Annotated in this window: 18 protein-coding genes and 1 pseudogene; 3 read left to right on the top strand and 16 right to left on the bottom strand. The window is 49.3% G+C overall.

The annotated features are described in order from the left end of the window. Positions 1 to 127 precede the first annotated feature (127 nt). From ACFORK_RS25600 to ACFORK_RS25540, 13 genes and pseudogenes are all read right to left on the bottom strand, one after another. Positions 128 to 370 (bottom strand): annotated as a pseudogene (locus ACFORK_RS25600) (5'-3' exonuclease); the annotation flags it as partial. Between the two features lie 23 nt (positions 371 to 393). Next, on the bottom strand, positions 394 to 765 hold the full coding sequence (locus ACFORK_RS25595; protein WP_379204435.1) for an arsenate reductase family protein: 372 nt from the start codon (positions 763 to 765) through the stop codon (positions 394 to 396). Between the two features lie 118 nt (positions 766 to 883). Then, positions 884 to 1,876 (bottom strand): RluA family pseudouridine synthase, encoded by a 993-nt coding sequence (locus ACFORK_RS25590; RefSeq protein WP_379204432.1) that lies wholly within the window; start codon positions 1,874 to 1,876, stop codon positions 884 to 886. Position 1,877: 1 nt separating this feature from the next. Further along, complete coding sequence (locus ACFORK_RS25585) at positions 1,878 to 2,441, bottom strand: cob(I)yrinic acid a,c-diamide adenosyltransferase (RefSeq protein ID WP_379204430.1); 564 nt, start codon at positions 2,439 to 2,441, stop codon at positions 1,878 to 1,880. A 43-nt stretch (positions 2,442 to 2,484) separates the two neighbouring features. After that, positions 2,485 to 3,042 carry a hypothetical protein gene (locus ACFORK_RS25580; RefSeq protein ID WP_379204428.1) on the bottom strand — a complete coding sequence of 186 codons (558 nt, stop codon included), beginning with the start codon at positions 3,040 to 3,042 and terminating at the stop codon, positions 2,485 to 2,487. A 241-nt stretch (positions 3,043 to 3,283) separates the two neighbouring features. Then, positions 3,284 to 4,027 carry an SDR family oxidoreductase gene (locus ACFORK_RS25575; RefSeq protein WP_379204426.1) on the bottom strand — a complete coding sequence of 248 codons (744 nt, stop codon included), beginning with the start codon at positions 4,025 to 4,027 and terminating at the stop codon, positions 3,284 to 3,286. Between the two features lie 79 nt (positions 4,028 to 4,106). Beyond that, a complete protein-coding gene (locus ACFORK_RS25570; protein WP_379204424.1) occupies positions 4,107 to 5,015 on the bottom strand; it encodes an SDR family oxidoreductase in 909 nt (302 codons plus the stop codon). Between the two features lie 300 nt (positions 5,016 to 5,315). After that, positions 5,316 to 5,891 (bottom strand): TetR/AcrR family transcriptional regulator, encoded by a 576-nt coding sequence (locus ACFORK_RS25565; protein WP_379204421.1) that lies wholly within the window; start codon positions 5,889 to 5,891, stop codon positions 5,316 to 5,318. Positions 5,892 to 5,998: 107 nt separating this feature from the next. Further along, positions 5,999 to 7,033: a C40 family peptidase gene (locus ACFORK_RS25560; RefSeq protein ID WP_379204419.1), complete on the bottom strand. Its 1,035-nt coding sequence runs from the start codon at positions 7,031 to 7,033 to the stop codon at positions 5,999 to 6,001. A 179-nt stretch (positions 7,034 to 7,212) separates the two neighbouring features. Next, positions 7,213 to 7,470 carry an aspartyl-phosphate phosphatase Spo0E family protein gene (locus tag ACFORK_RS25555; RefSeq protein ID WP_379204478.1) on the bottom strand — a complete coding sequence of 86 codons (258 nt, stop codon included), beginning with the start codon at positions 7,468 to 7,470 and terminating at the stop codon, positions 7,213 to 7,215. Positions 7,471 to 7,659: 189 nt separating this feature from the next. Further along, positions 7,660 to 8,880, bottom strand: coding sequence for an aminotransferase class I/II-fold pyridoxal phosphate-dependent enzyme (locus ACFORK_RS25550; RefSeq protein WP_379204417.1), 1,221 nt, complete (start codon positions 8,878 to 8,880; stop codon positions 7,660 to 7,662). Between the two features lie 14 nt (positions 8,881 to 8,894). Next, positions 8,895 to 9,395: an Lrp/AsnC family transcriptional regulator gene (locus ACFORK_RS25545; RefSeq protein WP_175374130.1), complete on the bottom strand. Its 501-nt coding sequence runs from the start codon at positions 9,393 to 9,395 to the stop codon at positions 8,895 to 8,897. A 171-nt stretch (positions 9,396 to 9,566) separates the two neighbouring features. Beyond that, positions 9,567 to 10,340 carry a DeoR/GlpR family DNA-binding transcription regulator gene (locus ACFORK_RS25540; RefSeq protein WP_379204414.1) on the bottom strand — a complete coding sequence of 258 codons (774 nt, stop codon included), beginning with the start codon at positions 10,338 to 10,340 and terminating at the stop codon, positions 9,567 to 9,569. A 274-nt stretch (positions 10,341 to 10,614) separates the two neighbouring features. On the opposite strand from ACFORK_RS25540, the gene ACFORK_RS25535 reads away from it, so the two are divergent. Beyond that, positions 10,615 to 11,577: a metallophosphoesterase family protein gene (locus ACFORK_RS25535; protein ID WP_379204412.1), complete on the top strand. Its 963-nt coding sequence runs from the start codon at positions 10,615 to 10,617 to the stop codon at positions 11,575 to 11,577. A 22-nt stretch (positions 11,578 to 11,599) separates the two neighbouring features. Continuing rightward, positions 11,600 to 12,460 carry an EamA family transporter gene (locus ACFORK_RS25530; protein ID WP_379204410.1) on the top strand — a complete coding sequence of 287 codons (861 nt, stop codon included), beginning with the start codon at positions 11,600 to 11,602 and terminating at the stop codon, positions 12,458 to 12,460. A 131-nt stretch (positions 12,461 to 12,591) separates the two neighbouring features. Here the strand turns inward: ACFORK_RS25530 and ACFORK_RS25525 are convergent, their stop codons facing one another. Both ACFORK_RS25525 and ACFORK_RS25520 read right to left on the bottom strand, forming a co-directional pair. After that, positions 12,592 to 12,951 carry a spore coat protein gene (locus tag ACFORK_RS25525; protein WP_379204476.1) on the bottom strand — a complete coding sequence of 120 codons (360 nt, stop codon included), beginning with the start codon at positions 12,949 to 12,951 and terminating at the stop codon, positions 12,592 to 12,594. Positions 12,952 to 13,007: 56 nt separating this feature from the next. After that, entirely contained in the window at positions 13,008 to 13,241 is a 234-nt protein-coding gene (locus ACFORK_RS25520; RefSeq protein ID WP_175374126.1) for a hypothetical protein, read from the bottom strand. Between the two features lie 165 nt (positions 13,242 to 13,406). On the opposite strand from ACFORK_RS25520, the gene ACFORK_RS25515 reads away from it, so the two are divergent. Next, positions 13,407 to 14,639, top strand: a complete 1,233-nt coding sequence (locus ACFORK_RS25515) for an NAD(P)/FAD-dependent oxidoreductase (protein WP_379204407.1) — start codon at positions 13,407 to 13,409, stop codon at positions 14,637 to 14,639. An 80-nt stretch (positions 14,640 to 14,719) separates the two neighbouring features. Here ACFORK_RS25515 and ACFORK_RS25510 read toward each other — a convergent pair whose 3' ends face one another. After that, entirely contained in the window at positions 14,720 to 16,276 is a 1,557-nt protein-coding gene (locus tag ACFORK_RS25510; protein WP_379204405.1) for a flavocytochrome c, read from the bottom strand. Between the last annotated feature and the right edge of the window lie 217 nt (positions 16,277 to 16,493).

Raw genomic sequence — 16,493 nt, 5'->3', positions numbered from 1 at the left:
TCTTTCAACTCCAAAATAAAGCTTTATTTTTGATTTTGAGACTGAATAATCCCAAAATAGAATGGGATTATTTCAAATACACACTACCATAATGAAAATATTAATTTTCCCATTATCAAAGGGGTATATAATTTGCGTACTTCTCCGTACGGAACGTGCCTTTACCCATATCCCAGCAGCATACTACATGTGTAGGATTAAATGTGCTCACCGCGTCGAAAAAATACTGCAGGAAGCCATACACGGCGTTCGTCGGCAGTCCTGCACTAGTCTTGCGGATATATCCGCCATAAGCCGTGGCGTAATAGGCACGGAACAGCAGAGCCATTCCGTCCACGATCATCACGCGGCCCTTCGTTTCTGCTGTCATGTGTAAATCTCTCCTAATTCTTCTTATTGGTTAGACTTGCTCCAGGCCCCTGCATACTGGTCTTCCTTGAATCCGACAGTAACCTTGGTTCCATCACTGACGATTGGACGTTTAATCAACATACCGTTGCTGGACAAAAGCTCCAGCTGCTCCTGCTCGCTGAGACCTGGCAGCTTGTCCTTAAGCCCCTGCGATTTGTAGACATCACCGCTGGTATTAAAGAACTTCTTCAGCTCCAGACCACTGTTCTTGAATAATTCACGCAGTTCCTCCACTCCCGGAGGCTGCTCCTTGATATCCTGCTGGTCCAGTTCATGACCTTGGCCCTGCAGCCATTTGACCGCATTGCGGCAAGTGCCGCATTTCGGATACTGATAGACTTTCAATTTACTCATAGTTTGCTCCTTGATTATGAATAGCGGGCAAAGTGACACTGCACTTCACCTCAGTATGAATATACAGCTCTTGTAGTTCCTTTAAATGACCATTCTACTTGCCCCATGGTTTAAAATGCTACTCCGCCGCATCCTCAAGCTTTCCCTGCTTCAGCTCAATCTCCAAAGCTGCCATGTCCGGTGGCAGCGGCGCTTCAAAGACCAGGTTCTCCGGCCGCACCGGATGCCGCAGCGAGAGTCTCACTGCATGCAGCGCCTGACGCGGCATAGCAGCATCAAGCGCTGCAATCCCTGCCAGTTGCGCTTCCTGGTCAGGTGTCGGCGCGGTCTCGCTGTAAAGCGGGTGCCGGTACATACCGTCACCGATCAGCGGACAGCCGATAGAGGTCATGTGCACACGAATTTGATGCGTGCGCCCGGTCTCCAGCTTCAGCTCTACTCTTGAGCCTCCGCCATAGACTTCCATGACCTTATAACGGGTCAGGGAAGGATAGCCATCCGGCGTCACAATGCGCCGGTGAGGCTCCGCCGGATCACGATCGATCGGTCCATCGATATCGCCTTCCGGCGCTGGCGGACAGCCATGTACGAAGGCCGTGTACCGCTTGTCCACCGTTCCGGCGATCATCTGCTCAGAGATATGCTGGTGCGCAAACGGGTTCTTGGCGATAACTAGAACGCCCGAGGTCTCCTGGTCCAGCCGATGTACTGGCCGGAAGCGGTAGCGCTCCCCTTTTTCCGCCCAGTAATGAACAATACCATTGGCCAGGGTGTCCGTGTAATGACCATGGGTCGGATGCACGATGATCCCTGCCGCTTTATTGACCACAAGCAGATGCTCATCTTCATACAGCGACTCGAAGGGAATCGGCTGAGGCAAAATATCCTCAGAGATTTCTGTCTCCATGCGGATTTCAACGGTATCGCCAGCTCGAACTTTCACGCTGATATAGACACGTTCCCCGTTGACCATAATGCCCTGCTCCGTCATTTTCAGCCGGGACAGCAGCTTGCGTGATACTTCCATCCGCTTCTGCAGGATGGTCTTGAGCAGATAGCCGTCCTCCTCGGGCGGGACGATATAAATGATAGGTGAATAATAGCTGCTCATCTTATTTTCGAAACACCTTTTTACTGCGTACATATTCCACGTCAGCAATCCCTGCCCTTGTATTGGCGGTGCGGGCCAGTGCGAAGAAGTAATCCGACAATCGGTTCAGGTATATAACCGCTTCCGGGTTCACCTCGTGGCTTCGGGCAAGCGTCACAGACCGCCGCTCGGCACGGCGACAGACGGTACGGCACACATGCAGCACGGAGGACACCTGGCTTCCTCCTGGAAGGATAAACCGTTCCAGCTCTGGATTCTCAGCTTGCAGGCTGTCAATCCAGCCCTCCAGCCGCTCCGCCATTTCACTTTTCACCTTATATTTGTTCTCGCTGAGCTTCACAAATGCCAGATCCGAGCCGCAGTCGAACAACTCGTGCTGGATCTCCAGCAGTTGTTCCCGCACATCTGCAAACTTCTCATCCTCCATCAAACTGCGTGCCTGTCCCACAAAACAGTTCAGCTCATCGATGGTTCCATAAGCTTCAACCCGGACATCATCTTTGGCCACCCGACCTCCGATGACCGAGGTCTCCCCTTTATCGCCGGTGCGTGTATAAATCCCCATATCGCGCACTCCCCTCTACTTTTCACAAATGCTTGAATCGAATTTATTCCATCATGGCTTTAATCGCCGCAATACTCTGTTCCAAGCTGTCCGCAGAAACCGCGATCGTCAAAAATGCATCATCCGGTGCAAACCCCGCATCCTTGAACATCTTCAACTTCGACAATGGAATCGCGAACAAGTGCTTCTCCTGAACAATATCCTTGGTTCCTTCCTTTACAACCCCGCCTTCAAAGACGCCTTCCGGGTAATCGTCCGGATTAAAATATTCATCCAGCGGGCGGTTGGCTCCGCTTTTCCCATAGTTAAGTACATCTTCCTTAGACAGGATTACAATATCATTCATAGCAGCCGCATATTCAACCATCAGTTTCTGGATATTATAGATCGGCGCTGTGCTGAACTCCACCTTAGCTCCCTCGCCCAGCTTGTCCTTCAGTTGACTCTCAAAGCCCTTGACAAACTCGGTATCGGGATTCACTCCGTTCAACATCATGAAGATATTTACCGTATCCTTCGTGTTATTCCCACCGCAGCCTGCAATCAACGTCATCATTACCAGCAGTACAGCGGCAATGCTGCCTTTCCACTTTCCCTTCAATCCGCTTCCCCCTTAGTCCTAAAAATCACATAATAACAGTTTAAACGGTCTTGCGTAAAGAAGGCAAATATATAGAAATCGACTATATTGATTGTACCGTTATTCGCGGATAAAATCCGGGGAGCTTATACTTTCGCAAAATATAGAGAGACACGCCGTGAAAACACAAAATAAGCAATAAGCATGATCTATAGATCCGCTTATTGCTTATTTTCAAACCTTCAGTGATGAAGCTCTACCTTTACACCATTCCTCCGTTGACACGCAGTGTCTGGCCGGTCACCCAGCGTGATGCATCACTGGCAAGGAACACAACCGCCCCTGCGATATCTTCCGGCTCTCCCAGACGTCCGAAGGCATTCATTTTGGTGATACCTTCAATTTGTTCCTCGGATTTGCCGACAGTGAACAGCTCAGTGTTGACCGGTCCTGGTGCAACGGCGTTAATCGTGACTCCCATAGGTCCCAGTTCTTTAGCCAGTTGACGGGTAAACTGCTCTACAGCACCCTTGCTGCCTGCATAAACACTGTACGTTGGGAACATTACCCCAGCGACAGAAGTGGAGAAATTGATGATCCGGCCGCCCTGACCCATGTGTTTGACAGCTTGCTGGATAGCAAAGAAGGTTCCTTTTACATTGATGCCGAACTGCTTGTCAAAATCCTCCTCAGTGACTGCCGCAAGCGGTTTGGTCATCATTACACCGGCGTTGTTCACCAGAATATCCAAGGCTCCAAATATTTTCACCGTTTCTTCAAACAGCTTCTCCAACTGGGCTACACTGCTGACATCTGCCTGTATTGCTATGGCTTCGCCGCCGTTTTGCTTAATAGCCGAGACAACCTCTTCTGCTTTGGCTGGGCTACTGCTGTAATTCACTACAACCTTTGCTCCGTTTCGAGCCAGTTCCTCTGCAATTGCACGGCCGATACCTCTCGATGATCCTGTTACAACTGCCACTTTACCAGAAAGATTGTTTCCCATGTTAATAACCTCCAAGTGATTTGATTAAATAGTACAAGTAGTATTAAGCCAACTAAAACTTACCAGCCAATAGATAGATTTAATCAACAGATACAGCAGCTTCTAACAAACCGCCGAGTCCGATCCGCTCCAAAAATTCAATCCGCAGTTTCTCCGAAAGCTCCGTTACTTCAGCGGCACCGTCACCGACAAAGTCGATAACCGATCGTACAGGACGCTGGCCAGCGGGCAGACTGACAATACGGGCCACTTCATCCGCTACAGCTTGTGGATCAGCGTCATCAGGTGTAAGTGCGCTTAGTCTGTCGCCAACCTCTTCAAGCAGCCTGTTAATTCTTGCGTAAGCTGCTGAAGTCTCTCCATCAGCTGGAGGGGTAGCATTCGGAAAATGCGCAGTTCCTTTCGTAAAGGCACCGGGTACTACGAAGGAAGTCTCGATCCCGAAAGAAGCGACTTCATATGCCATCGTCTGGGCCAGTGAATCCATAGCCGCTTTGGCAGCTACATAAGGCCCAAGGAACGGCGGGAAACCGCCGCGAACGGTAGTGCTGCTGATCCAAAGCAGCAGGCCAGATTCCTGTGCTCTCATATATGGCAGAGCCGCCCGGTTCACCCGCTGTGTCCCGAGAACATTGGTGTCATATACCTTAGCCATTTCTTCCGGGGAAAAAGCTTCAGTCACACCAACTACTAGATGACCGGCGTTATGCATGACTACATCCAAAAAGCCCTGCTCTTTCACAATAACCTGCACCGCACGATCTGCCGATTCCTGAGAGAGAACATCCAGTTCCAGAGCCTTGAGGCTTAATCCATTCTCCGCTGCATAATCATGCAGTTCCTTGGCCCGGGGGGCGTTCCGTCCTTCAACATCGCGCATGCTGGCGTATACGATATGTCCTGCTGTCGCCAAAGTGCGGGCGGACAAGTTGCCTATTCCGGTAGAAGCACCTGTGACGAGAACAACTGATTTGCGAGTGTGATTCATGTTTTCTCTCCTTAAAATGGATTGATTACTAGTCCGATTTTCATAATGTCGGCACGTTTCTCACCTGCTATGCATCTTCTAAAGATTCTGTTGAAGTGGGCGCCCAATAGAATTCTGTGCTGCATCCGCCCGGTGAATTGATTATATAATAACAAATATCAATAATCAACTGACAAATTTATATTTTTGTCATTTTACTTTTTTTTATTTTCAATTGAAAAAAGGGAAGCTCTTCTGAATAGAATTTCATCAGAAGAGCTTCCCTTTAATTTTGTTACACATTACCTTTAGCCCATTGAGTTAAGAGGCTTTAATCCCTTCAACCAGCAACCCCCATACGGAGTCAAAATCCTGGCCGAGCGTGATCTCGGACCATTCGTAGGCATGGGCGGGATGATTAAAATGAGCCATCGCAAGAAACAGCGCTCTCGCCATCCCTTCAGGCTGTCCCGGCTTCAGCTCTCCCTGCTTGATCCCCTGCTCAACAATTTGAGCAATTTGGGAGATCAAGCAGTCCACATGTTCCGAGATCACATCCGCGGTCTCCAAGGTAACCGCCGTATACATCGCGAACATCTCCGGATCGTCTACAGCGTAAGCCAGCTTGCTCTGTGACAGGACCAGAAACCATTGCCGCAGACGCTGGGCCGTGCTTCCGCCCTTTTCCTCTGCTATTGCCTGCAACGGATCAGAGATTTGATGCAACCACCGCTCCGTTACCGCAGCCCGTAAAGCGGCTTTACTAGGAAAATGGCGGTAGATCGTTCCATGGCTGACCTTAAGTACGCGGGCAACATCCACTACCGAGCTTTTATCAGGACCAAACCGACGCAGCACGCTCTCCGCTGCATCCAGAATCATTTCTTTGGTTAACATCTGTTCATTTTTCATACGAATACCTTAGCACAACAATTATAGGGTATCAATATTGTTATATTGTCATTCATAACCTTACAACTTTTATTAGTGGCTAAGAGTAACACCTAAAATACTCTGCGGGCCGTCACAAAACGCTTCATCCACTTGCTGTCCAGCGTTTCATAATGAACGCCCTGTTCCTTCGAATAGGTGTGCAGAATCCGGTTGTTCCCGGCATAAATGGCGACATGCCCGATATTGAGTCCTCGCGCACTGAAGAACAACAAATCCCCTTTGCGCAGTTCTCCGATGCTTACTTCCTTGCCCTCTTTGGCTTGATTGTAGGAGACACGCGCCAGATCAATTGACAGAACCTCCTTAAACACCCGGCCGACAAAAGAAGAACAGTCGAATGTACGTGTCTGATCCGGAGATGCGCCGAATTCATAAGGTGTTCCCAAAAACTTCTCGCCATAAGCTAGCAACGCATTTCCTTGCAGATCCGCGAGGGAAGCACTGGTGTAGTCGCTAAAGCCCGGTTTTGCAGAAATGTAACCTGTCTGATTGTCCTGTGTGCGTACTTTCAGCCATAATGCATTACTCTCCTCAAGCACCTGAACCTTCGCTCCGGCCGGCAGCAATTCAATGACGCTAGAGCTTGTACCCGAATCCGGCACGGTACGCAGGTTGACGCCATTCAAAATCTTGGTATTGAACTCACTGGCTGAATTAATACGAATTTCATGACTGACCGGATCCCATTTCACTTGGTTGCCCAGCGCTTCGCTAAAATAACGCAACGGCATCATCGTATTCCCAGCAACGATCTGACCCGGCACGCTCAGCGTTACCGGCTTACCATTCGTATAAGCAGCCCCGTCCCCAATCCGGTAAGTCAACACGGTCTCTCCCTTGCTCGCTGTCACCAATTTAGCTTGATTGTCCCAGGAGAGCTTGGCTCCCTGCTCCTCAAACAGTTTGCGCATCGGCACAAGGACCGTATCATTCACAAATAGTGGCTGAACACCAAATTGAAGGGGCCGACCATCCAAATAGATGGCAGTTTCTTGATTGACAGGTGCGGAATCGGCATGTGCCGGAGCTGAGTACAGCAGCGGTGCCAGTAGCAGAAGCAGTGCCGCTTGTCTAGTTCTCTTCATGTTGTCTTCACCTCGGCTGATTGATAGATTCAAGTGTATGTACTCAGGTAGGTTCCAGAAGTTTTGTGCCAATTGTTTCCATGCATGTGCAAAATATCAGGTAATACACCCAAGATAAGCCTCTTTATCAGCATAAAAAAGAGGGCCCAAATGGGCCCTCCGAGCTGCGTCCCGGACAATTAGCTTCTACGGGGACGTACCTTCATATATTCATTTATCTTTAGATCCAGCATACTGCTGATTTCAATGACATTGTCCGAGGTGAACGATTTCTCCTGCAAAAAAAGCTGCTCCATCTTGGTGCGTAATATCCGAATTTCATCTTCCAAAGAGAGCCTGCGTACAGAAGCATCGCCCTTAGAGGAGCGTTTCCCGCTTCCAGAAAAACATTCCCCGCCATAGGAAGGTAAGTAATAATCGGCACTGAGCACAATCATACCTCCTAAAAAATCTTGTTGAGCGTCTGCTAAAAAATAGCATCGAAACAACCGGCTAGAAAGCATCCGCTTTGTTCCCAGAGCAACGTTGACCTCCAACTGTCATCAAAGGCAATAATTACTCTCTCAAAGTAAAATTATACCATGACATTGAGAGATTTACTAGACTCTTTTCATAAATTTTACTTCTTATTCCGTTCTTTCCCTTTCGAGTTTGGCAACAAATGCACCGATTCGCTCAACAGCTTCATTAATCTGAGCTACCGAGGTTGCATAGGAACAACGCAAATAACCCTCGCCGCCCAGGCCGAACACATTGCCCGGAACCGCAGCGACCTTATTCTCACGCAGTAGCCGCTGGGCGAATTCATCAGAGCTCAGACCGGTATGACGGATGCTTGGAAAAGCATAAAACGCTCCCTGCGGCTCATGACATTCTAGTCCAGCATCCCGCAGGCCCTTAACAATCAAGCGCCGCCGCTGGTTGTAGGAATCGATCATCCGATCTTTCTCCTCCAGCCCATTGGTCAAAGCCTCTAGCGCTGCAACCTGCCCCATGGAAGGCGCACACATCACCGTATACTGGTGAATCTTCAGCATGGCGGAGATAATCTCCGGGTGGCCGCAGGCATAGCCCATACGCCAGCCCGTCATCGCAAAGGCCTTGGAGAAGCCGCTAACGAGAATCGTGCGGTCTTTCATACCGGGCATTGAAGGGAAGCTTACATGGTTGCTACCGTAGGTCAGTTCCGCATAGATTTCATCAGAAATCACGATGAGATCATGCTTTTCCACGACTCTGGCAATAGGCTCCCAATCCTCGCGGGTCATAATCCCACCTGTCGGATTGCTCGGATAGCAAAGGATCAGCACTTTCGAGCGCGGCGTGATCTTCGCTTCCAGTCCTTCCGCGGTCAGCTTGAAGTTATTCTCGCCAAAGGTTTCAATGCCAACAGGGATACCCCCACCGATGGCTGTTATAGGAGAGTATGAAATATAACATGGCTCCGGGATCAGAATCTCGTCGCCTGGTGAGATTAGAGCACGCAGAGCAAGGTCAATCGCCTCGCTTCCCCCTACTGTGGCAATGATTTCGTCAGCCGGATCGTAATCTACAGCAAAACGGTCATGCAGGTAGTTGGCAATTCCTTCCCGCAATTCGGGCATACCTGCATTGGAGGTATAGCCGGTAAAGCCTTTCTCCAATGAATATACGCAAGCTTCCCGGACATGCCAAGGCGTCTTGAAATCAGGTTCACCGACCCCCAGCGAGATGATGTCCTTGCTTCCAGCGGCCAGATCAAAAAATTTGCGGATACCTGATGGCTGAATCTCCCGGACCAATGGAGCCAGATAAGAGTTCATTGACTTGCCGGTATCTCCGTTAGATTGGGTATTGTTCGTGATCATATGGCGTTCTTCCTTTACGGAGAGATCATCAGACGGTTGTCTTCTTCATGCTCTTCGAAGATGATCCCGTCCTGTTTGTATTTTTTGAGCGTAAAGTTGGTTTTGGTAGAGAGCACAGAATCAATCGGCGACAGCTTCTCGGATACGAAATTTGCGACTTCACGCAGATTGCGGCCTTCCACTTCCACCAGCAGATCATATGCGCCGGACATCAGATAGACGGACTTCACTTGCGGGTACAGGTAGATTCGCTCGGCGATGCCTTCGAAACCGCGGCCGCGCTCAGGCGTAATTTGTACCTCAATCAGTGCCGTTACCCGCTCGTCATCCACCTTATCCCAATTGACGACCGTTGAATATTTCACGATAACATTGTCTTGTTCCATCTGCTCAATCACAGTCTTTACATCGGCTTCTTCCGCCCCAAGTAGCGTCGCCATCAACGCTGTGGAGCTTCGCGCATCCTCTTTGAGCAGTTCCAGCACTTTCCTCTTCAATTCATCCATTTCCTTCATGCCTTCCCTCCGAAATACCTTCGCAGAAGATGTAGCGCGGTAAAGCGCCACTTTGCGAAATGAGTTTAATAATACTAATATGACACGAAAGTGCCTTCTCTGCAAACAAAATAGGCCCGCTTAAGCGGCCTGTTTTCACAGACTGGTCAAGGGACCATGCGGCATTATGCTTTATTGGGCACCGACCAAGACCTCGATATCCAGCTGGGCGAAGGCATCCAGCCATTCCCTGGAGCAGCCGGAATCCGTAAGCACCATAGCTATGCCTTCAATCGGCGCAATCTGGGCGAAGGTGGTGACACCGAATTTGGTATGATCAGCGACAAGGATCGCTTCCTCTGTTCGCTGAATCATTTTGCGAGAGATTAATGCTTCGTCCAGATGATAATCAGTAATCCCGTCTGCCAGCGAGACGCCACCCGCCGAGATAAAGGCCTTGTTGACCTTAAACTGATCCAGCAGTTCATGGGCAATCACACCTGTTGCGGCCTGATATAAGGGATTCACCTCTCCGCCGGTAAAAACCAGCTTGCCCTGAAATCCTTCAAGCGCACAGCTCAAAATCGGCGCCGAATTGGTAATAACCGTGACCTGAGTCCGATTCTTCAGGGCGCGCATGATCTCAAGTGTCGTCGTTCCGTTATCGAGAATAACTGTCTCTCCATCCCGGACCAGCGATGCTGCCAGTTGGCCGATCGCCTGCTTCTCGCTCAGCTGCATCTGGGAGCGCCTCAGAAAGGTCGGCTCCGTCATTTCGGAACGCATCCGTACAGCGCCTCCGTAGACCTTGCGTAGTCTGCCTTCTTTCTCCAGTCGGTCCAAATCCCGTCTAATCGTCTCTGTTGTGACATTGAACAGTTCGGCCAAGGCATGAACCTGTATCTTCCCCTCCATTTCAAGCTGGGAAAGAATTGTTTCCTTTCGTTCCTCGTACGTTAGGGACATTCTGCTTCTTCCTCCTGAATCGTGTCTGGCCATATGATTTCATTTAAAGTGGTTTTATGTGTTTTGTTGTTGTTTTACTGCCGTGAACAGTTCAAAGTGTAAAATTCTATGCCACACTTGTCAACCTAAAGGAACTATAATATAAGTGCAAACCCTTTGTAAAATGAGGTTTGACAAATTGTAAACCGAGACCTAAAATCAACATGAAACCAAACAAAAGCACATAAATCAACATTGGTAACTGAATGGAACAGACAGAGAGGGGATGAAAAGGATGAGCACCCGCTTATCTTTTCGACAGGACGGAACATTTAAAATCGTACAATTCACAGATCTTCATTGGATGGACGGCAGAGCGGAGGATCGTCAGACCCGTGACCTAATGGAAGGCGTACTAGAGGCGGAGCAGCCGGATCTCGTCGTGTTTACAGGAGATGTCATCTATACGGGGCCAGTCTCCCCAGGAAAGCCGGAATGCGAGAACCCGAAGCAAGCCTTCCGTGATGCAGTTGCTGTCGTGGAAGCCCGGAATATCCCTTGGGCCTTTGTCCTTGGCAATCATGATACAGAGAGCCGGATTACCCCTGAAGAGCTGATGCAAGTAGCGCTGGAACACCCGCATGCCTTGGCTCAAGCGGGACCGGTGGAAATCGCAGGAATGGGCAATTATTCGCTAACCATTAATGGACGTAATGGTGAATCCGCAGCGGTACTCTATTTCCTTGACTCCGGCAGCTATTCGGAACTTGCGCATGTTCCCGGATATAATTGGGTCAAGCCTAGCCAAATCAACTGGCTGACAGCAGAATCTGCAAGGCTTAACCCGCAAAACGGGCAGGATAAACTGCCTGCCCTTGCCTTTTTCCATATCCCTGTGCCGGAATATCAGGAGGTCTGGGACACTCAGGTCTGCTACGGGAATAAGTTCGAGCGCGTGTGTAGCGCACCTGTAAATTCGGGCTTGTTCGCGGCCCTGCTGGAGATGGGTGATGTGCTGGGCACCTTCTGCGGTCACGACCATATCAACGACTACAGCGGAAGCCTGCACGGAATTAAGCTGATCTATGGCCGGGCCAGCGGCTTCAATACTTATGGCCGGGAAGGCTTTATGCGCGGGGCCCGGGTCATCAGACTATCTGAAGGCACCAAGACCTTCGACACCTGGCTGCGCTTGGAAGACGGATCCTTCATTGAACATCAGCCTCCGCATGAACCCGATCCGGCTTCTGAGCACTAAGTAGCAGGGAGCGAAACCATTCATGCTGCTGCCTATACTCCTAGTTATCGCCTCCGGCATGGCGCATGCCATCTGGAGTCTCTTCACCAAGAAAAGCCGCAGCAAAAGTGTCTTTTTATGGTCTATTATGATGGTATCCACTTTGTTGCTCTTGCCTGTACTGATCATTGAATTATGGCGCAATCCGCTTTCAGCCAGCGCTTATGGCCTGCTGCTGTTGTCTGTCGTTCTCCAGGGTCTTTACGCCTGGCTTTTGTCCAGAACCTATGAGCTAGGCGACCTCTCTCAGATTTATCCGATCATGAGAGGCACAAGCACTCTGCTTGTTCCCATCATCGGGATTCTCGTATTAGGCGAATCGCTATCGCCAGTGGGTTGGGCAGGCATTCTCTGTATGCTGGCCGGGTTTATCGTTCTAGGTTCATCAGGCGGAGTCAGAAACCATCCTGGCGCTACTGTGCTCACTCAGGCAAAGCCTGTGCTGATGGCGCTCAGTGTCGGTTTATGCACCACCTGTTATGTATTCGTCGATAAGCTGAATCTTCAGCATCTGTCGCCGCTTGCTCTGCTGGAAGTGACCAATATCGGCTTCGTCCTAGGATTAACTCCGGCAGTGCTGGCTTCACCACGCATTCGGGCGGAATGGCAGGCCAATCGTAATACTTTGCTGCTTGGGGCCATTTTGAATCCTGGCTCCTACCTGTTGTTTCTGTTCGCTATGCAGCAAGCACCCATTGCTCATATTAGCCCTCTGCGGGAGATTGGAACGGTATTTGCCGCGCTTCTCGGAATCATGCTACTGAAAGAGCAGCAAGGGCTGAAGCGTATTGCCAGCTCTGTAGTCATTTTCTGCGGAATTGTGCTGCTTGGCGTCTTTGGATAATGTTTGTTCTTATTTCGTTATAAAATGTAAAAAAGGTTGACTCCTATTTTTCAGGGGTCAACCTTTTTTTGTAAGCGAGCTATAACTGACAGACAATCATGTCTATCTGCTTCGCTTGCTTCAATGCCGAGTTACATATAGTAAGAATTATTTGAGTTGGACTGTTGATGAGTCACGTTGAGATTATGGCTATAATCGCCAACTTCCCCTGTTTTTTGCTGCACGAACTGCTGACATTTTTGCTGCGTCTGCTGTGCGGTCTGAATTTGCTTGTCCACATCATGACGCAAGGCCTTGGAAGGAGCCGTATACATGTTCATTTGCGACATATGGGTATACAAATCCCCTTGAAGACGCAGCGTATCCATCGTCAAGTTGTTGAAGGCTTGACGGACAGATGGACAGGCAGATTCTGTTGCGGCTGTGGTATATTCACGTACGGTCCGTTTCAGATCGGCCAGCACCGTGTTCATTAGGTCCTCATCCGCCATAAATGATCCGTTTTGTGCGTTCACTAAGATAACCTCCTTAAAGTTTGGAACCTCTGTTATTGCGGTTGCGTTGGGGCATATTGCTGGTGCTGCTGCAGCATTTGTGTCAACATCCCCATATGCTGGGTGTGGCTTTGGATATGCTGAATGCAGATTTGGCGGACAGCTTGATTCTGTGTGGACCCGGCTGTAGCCGCTAATTGCTTGATTAGCAAATCCTCATTAGAAATGGAGTCGGCGATGTATTCCAGCTCTTTACCGCTGAGTGCCTGCATTTGTGTAGATTGCATGCGATGTTTTCCCTCCTTATAGATGATTCAAACCACTTTTAGTATGCGTCTGCGCCGGGCACATTATGTGCCAAAAAGCGCAAGGTAACACAGCTAAAATATGCATGAGCCCACCATTTCCTGCGAATACTTTTGAAACCGGAAGATACGAAAGGGAGATCAACGATGAAACTAATCAGCGGGCAAACGCCCTGGAGTAATACATTGCAAAATCCACCTGCTTACCCGGCGTTACAAGGAGATGCCCATTGTGAATGTCTCATCGTAGGTGCCGGTATGGGCGGAGCCATGACTTCATACCAGCTGTCTGTGAATGGGGCGAATGTGATTTTGATCGACAAACGATCCGTAGCAGGCGGAAGCTCACACGCCAACACCGGGTTATTGCAGATCTCCAACGACAAGTCATTGACTGCCTGTATCAACACATTTGGTGAGGAGCAGGGCGTGCTGTTCTATAAGCTTTGTCAGAAGGCCCTCGGCAACATTCTTGACCTTCCTGACAAGCTGGAGATGGACCCACAGATCATTCCCCGCTCCAGCCTGCTGTATGCCAGTAAACCAGAGGATGTGCCTGCACTGCGCGAAGAACACCGGAATCTGACCGCACACGGCTTTCATTCGGAATTTTGGGAGCAGGACCAGATTGCTTCGCTATACTCTTTTACCAAACCAGCAGCCCTATACTCCCGGGGAGACGCGGAGACCAATCCCTTCCGAACGGTGCATAGCCTGATCCATCAGGCCGCCAAGAATGGGGTTCGTGTATATGAGCAGACCAAAGCGCAGCATTATGAATTCAAGGAAGACGGCGTCATCTGCCACACTCGGCATGGCCGAATTTTTGCGAAAAATGTTATTTTTGCGATGGGCTATGAGACACAAGAAATGAAGAAGGACCGAGGCGCCGAGTTGATTAATACATATGCTATCATGACCCGGCCCCTGAAGGAGCTTCCCAAATGGTATGAGCAAAGCCTGCTCTGGGAAACGGCTCGTCCCTACCTTTACTTCAGGACCACCCCGGAGGGACGCATCATTGCTGGCGGTAAGGATGAGCCTCTGACAGATGATAAGCAACGCGAGGTAAGAGTTCTCTCCCAGAGTAAAAAACTACTGGAGGAGCTTGAAGCGCTGTTCCCGGAAATTCGCGGCATAGAAGTTGAATACACCTGGGGGGCCGTATTCGGGTCGACGCGTGACGGGCTGCCCTATATCGGCCCGCACCCGGATTATCCACACAGTTACTTTATTGAAGGATACGGCGGTAATGGCACTGCCTACAGCAATATTGCAGCAGAGCTGCTAACGGATATACTTGGCGGAAAGCACAGGCCGGAACTGGAACTGTTCTCGCTGACCCGTTCATCCAGACCCTCGCCCCACAGCGTTTCATGACATATAACAACAAACGCCTGGACTGTAGTCAGCCCAAGCGTTTGTTTATTTTCCGATAAGCAAGATGAATGGATTGATGCTTAGTTCGCTTTTACAAATTCAGCAGATTTGATACCCGCCTGGCGGCCGAAAATAATGATCTCCGCCACCGAGTTCCCGCCGATCCGGTTTTGACCATGCAGACCTCCTGTCACCTCACCTGCGGCAAACAGACCTGTAATCGGATTACCCTCTTTATTTAAAACTTCTGTGTTGGTGTTGATTTTTACGCCACCCATGGTGTAATGAATCCCCGGACCGATTTTGATTGCCATGTAAGGAGCGTTGGATAAGTCGTTATCCATTCCAGTCTTTCTGCCGAATTCAGCATCCTCTTTATTTTTCACATAGCTGTTCCAGGTGTCCAGTGTTTTCTGCAGTTGATCCCCGGGCACACCCATTGCTTGCGCTAATCCCTCGATCGAATCGGCTTGGATCACGAAGCCCATCTTCTCATATTGTTCGATGGCTTTAACACGGGATTTCACACCGGAATCAAAGACCAGAAAAGCCGCGTTTTCAGGAAGTTGATTGATTGCAGCGGTAACTTTATCACGAGTACCCAAATCATTCGTGAATCGTTTACCTTCACTAGATACGAGGATGGCACCTTCTCCGCGGACGGCTTCCCCAATGAGATAGGATTTTTCTTGCTGCACTGTCGGGTGAACTTGGATTTGATCCATATCGACGGTGACGCCACCAAGCTTCTCTATCATCTTAATGCCGTCGCCGGTGCTGCCGATTTGATTGGTCGTTACATATCCTTCCAGATCGGGTCTGACTTCGGAGATCAATTCCTTGTTGGAGCCAAAACCGCCGGTTGTCACAACGACAGCCGCTGCTGTAATGCTCTTCTCGTCAGTCTGGTTGAAGATGACTTTGACACCATTGACCTTGCCGTCTTTTTCGGTAATTTCTTTGACATCAGCGTTCACAAAAAGCGGGATACCTTGCTCTTGAACATTGTTCACTAGACCTTTTACAAGGTATTGTCCTACGGCGGAGCCATCTTCAGGACGATGCGTACGCTTCTCATTCATACCGCCTGTAATGGTGATATTGCTTAATTTAATCCCGATGGAGTCGAGCCAGTCGATAGCACTTGCGGATTGGTCAACGAAGAAACGTAGCATCTCTTTATCGTTCGTATCATGACCACCCTTTAAGCTCTCTTCATAAAATAGATCATTGCTGTCGGTGATGCCTTGTTCCTTTTGGAATTTCGTTTCGGAAGCGTTCATTCCCGAAGAAGACTTGGTTGTATTTCCGCCGGCCACCGGCATTTTTTCAAAAATAACAGGGTTCATTCCTTTGGCTTTAGCTTCAAGCGCGGCAGACATTCCAGCGCCACCTGCACCGACAATAATGATATCGTACTTATCCTTCAGTTGATCGAGCGGTGTATAGCTTGCTTCCGATGCCCCTGAAACAGCTTCTATTTTTGCTTCCTTTGTCGCTTCCTTGTTATCCTGATTTTTGCTCCCGGTGCTGCTGTTATTGACGGTCTTGCTGTTATTGCCACTATTGCCGCATCCTGCGATCACGAGCATAACAGAGAGAATGAGAATAAGAGCAGCTACTGACTTCTTTTTCATTTTAAAACTTGCCCCCTTGTGCTTTTTTTCACAAATTAATCATAACGGAAAAAGGGCTGTTCAGGATAGTTTACGTAATTAAAGAAATCGTTTCGTCATTAAAGTAACATGAATGCCCTGTTATAGTTTATACTATATAGGTAGCAGGGAGACTTTTATCACTGTTCAGGTATTCACATTAAATGTAGTATGTTGGATATCAGAATAACAGCGCCGC

This window comes from Paenibacillus sp. GCM10012306, from assembly GCF_042649265.1.
Lineage (GTDB): Bacteria > Bacillota > Bacilli > Paenibacillales > Paenibacillaceae > Paenibacillus_AQ.
This window is presented reverse-complemented; position numbering and strand designations above follow the sequence as displayed.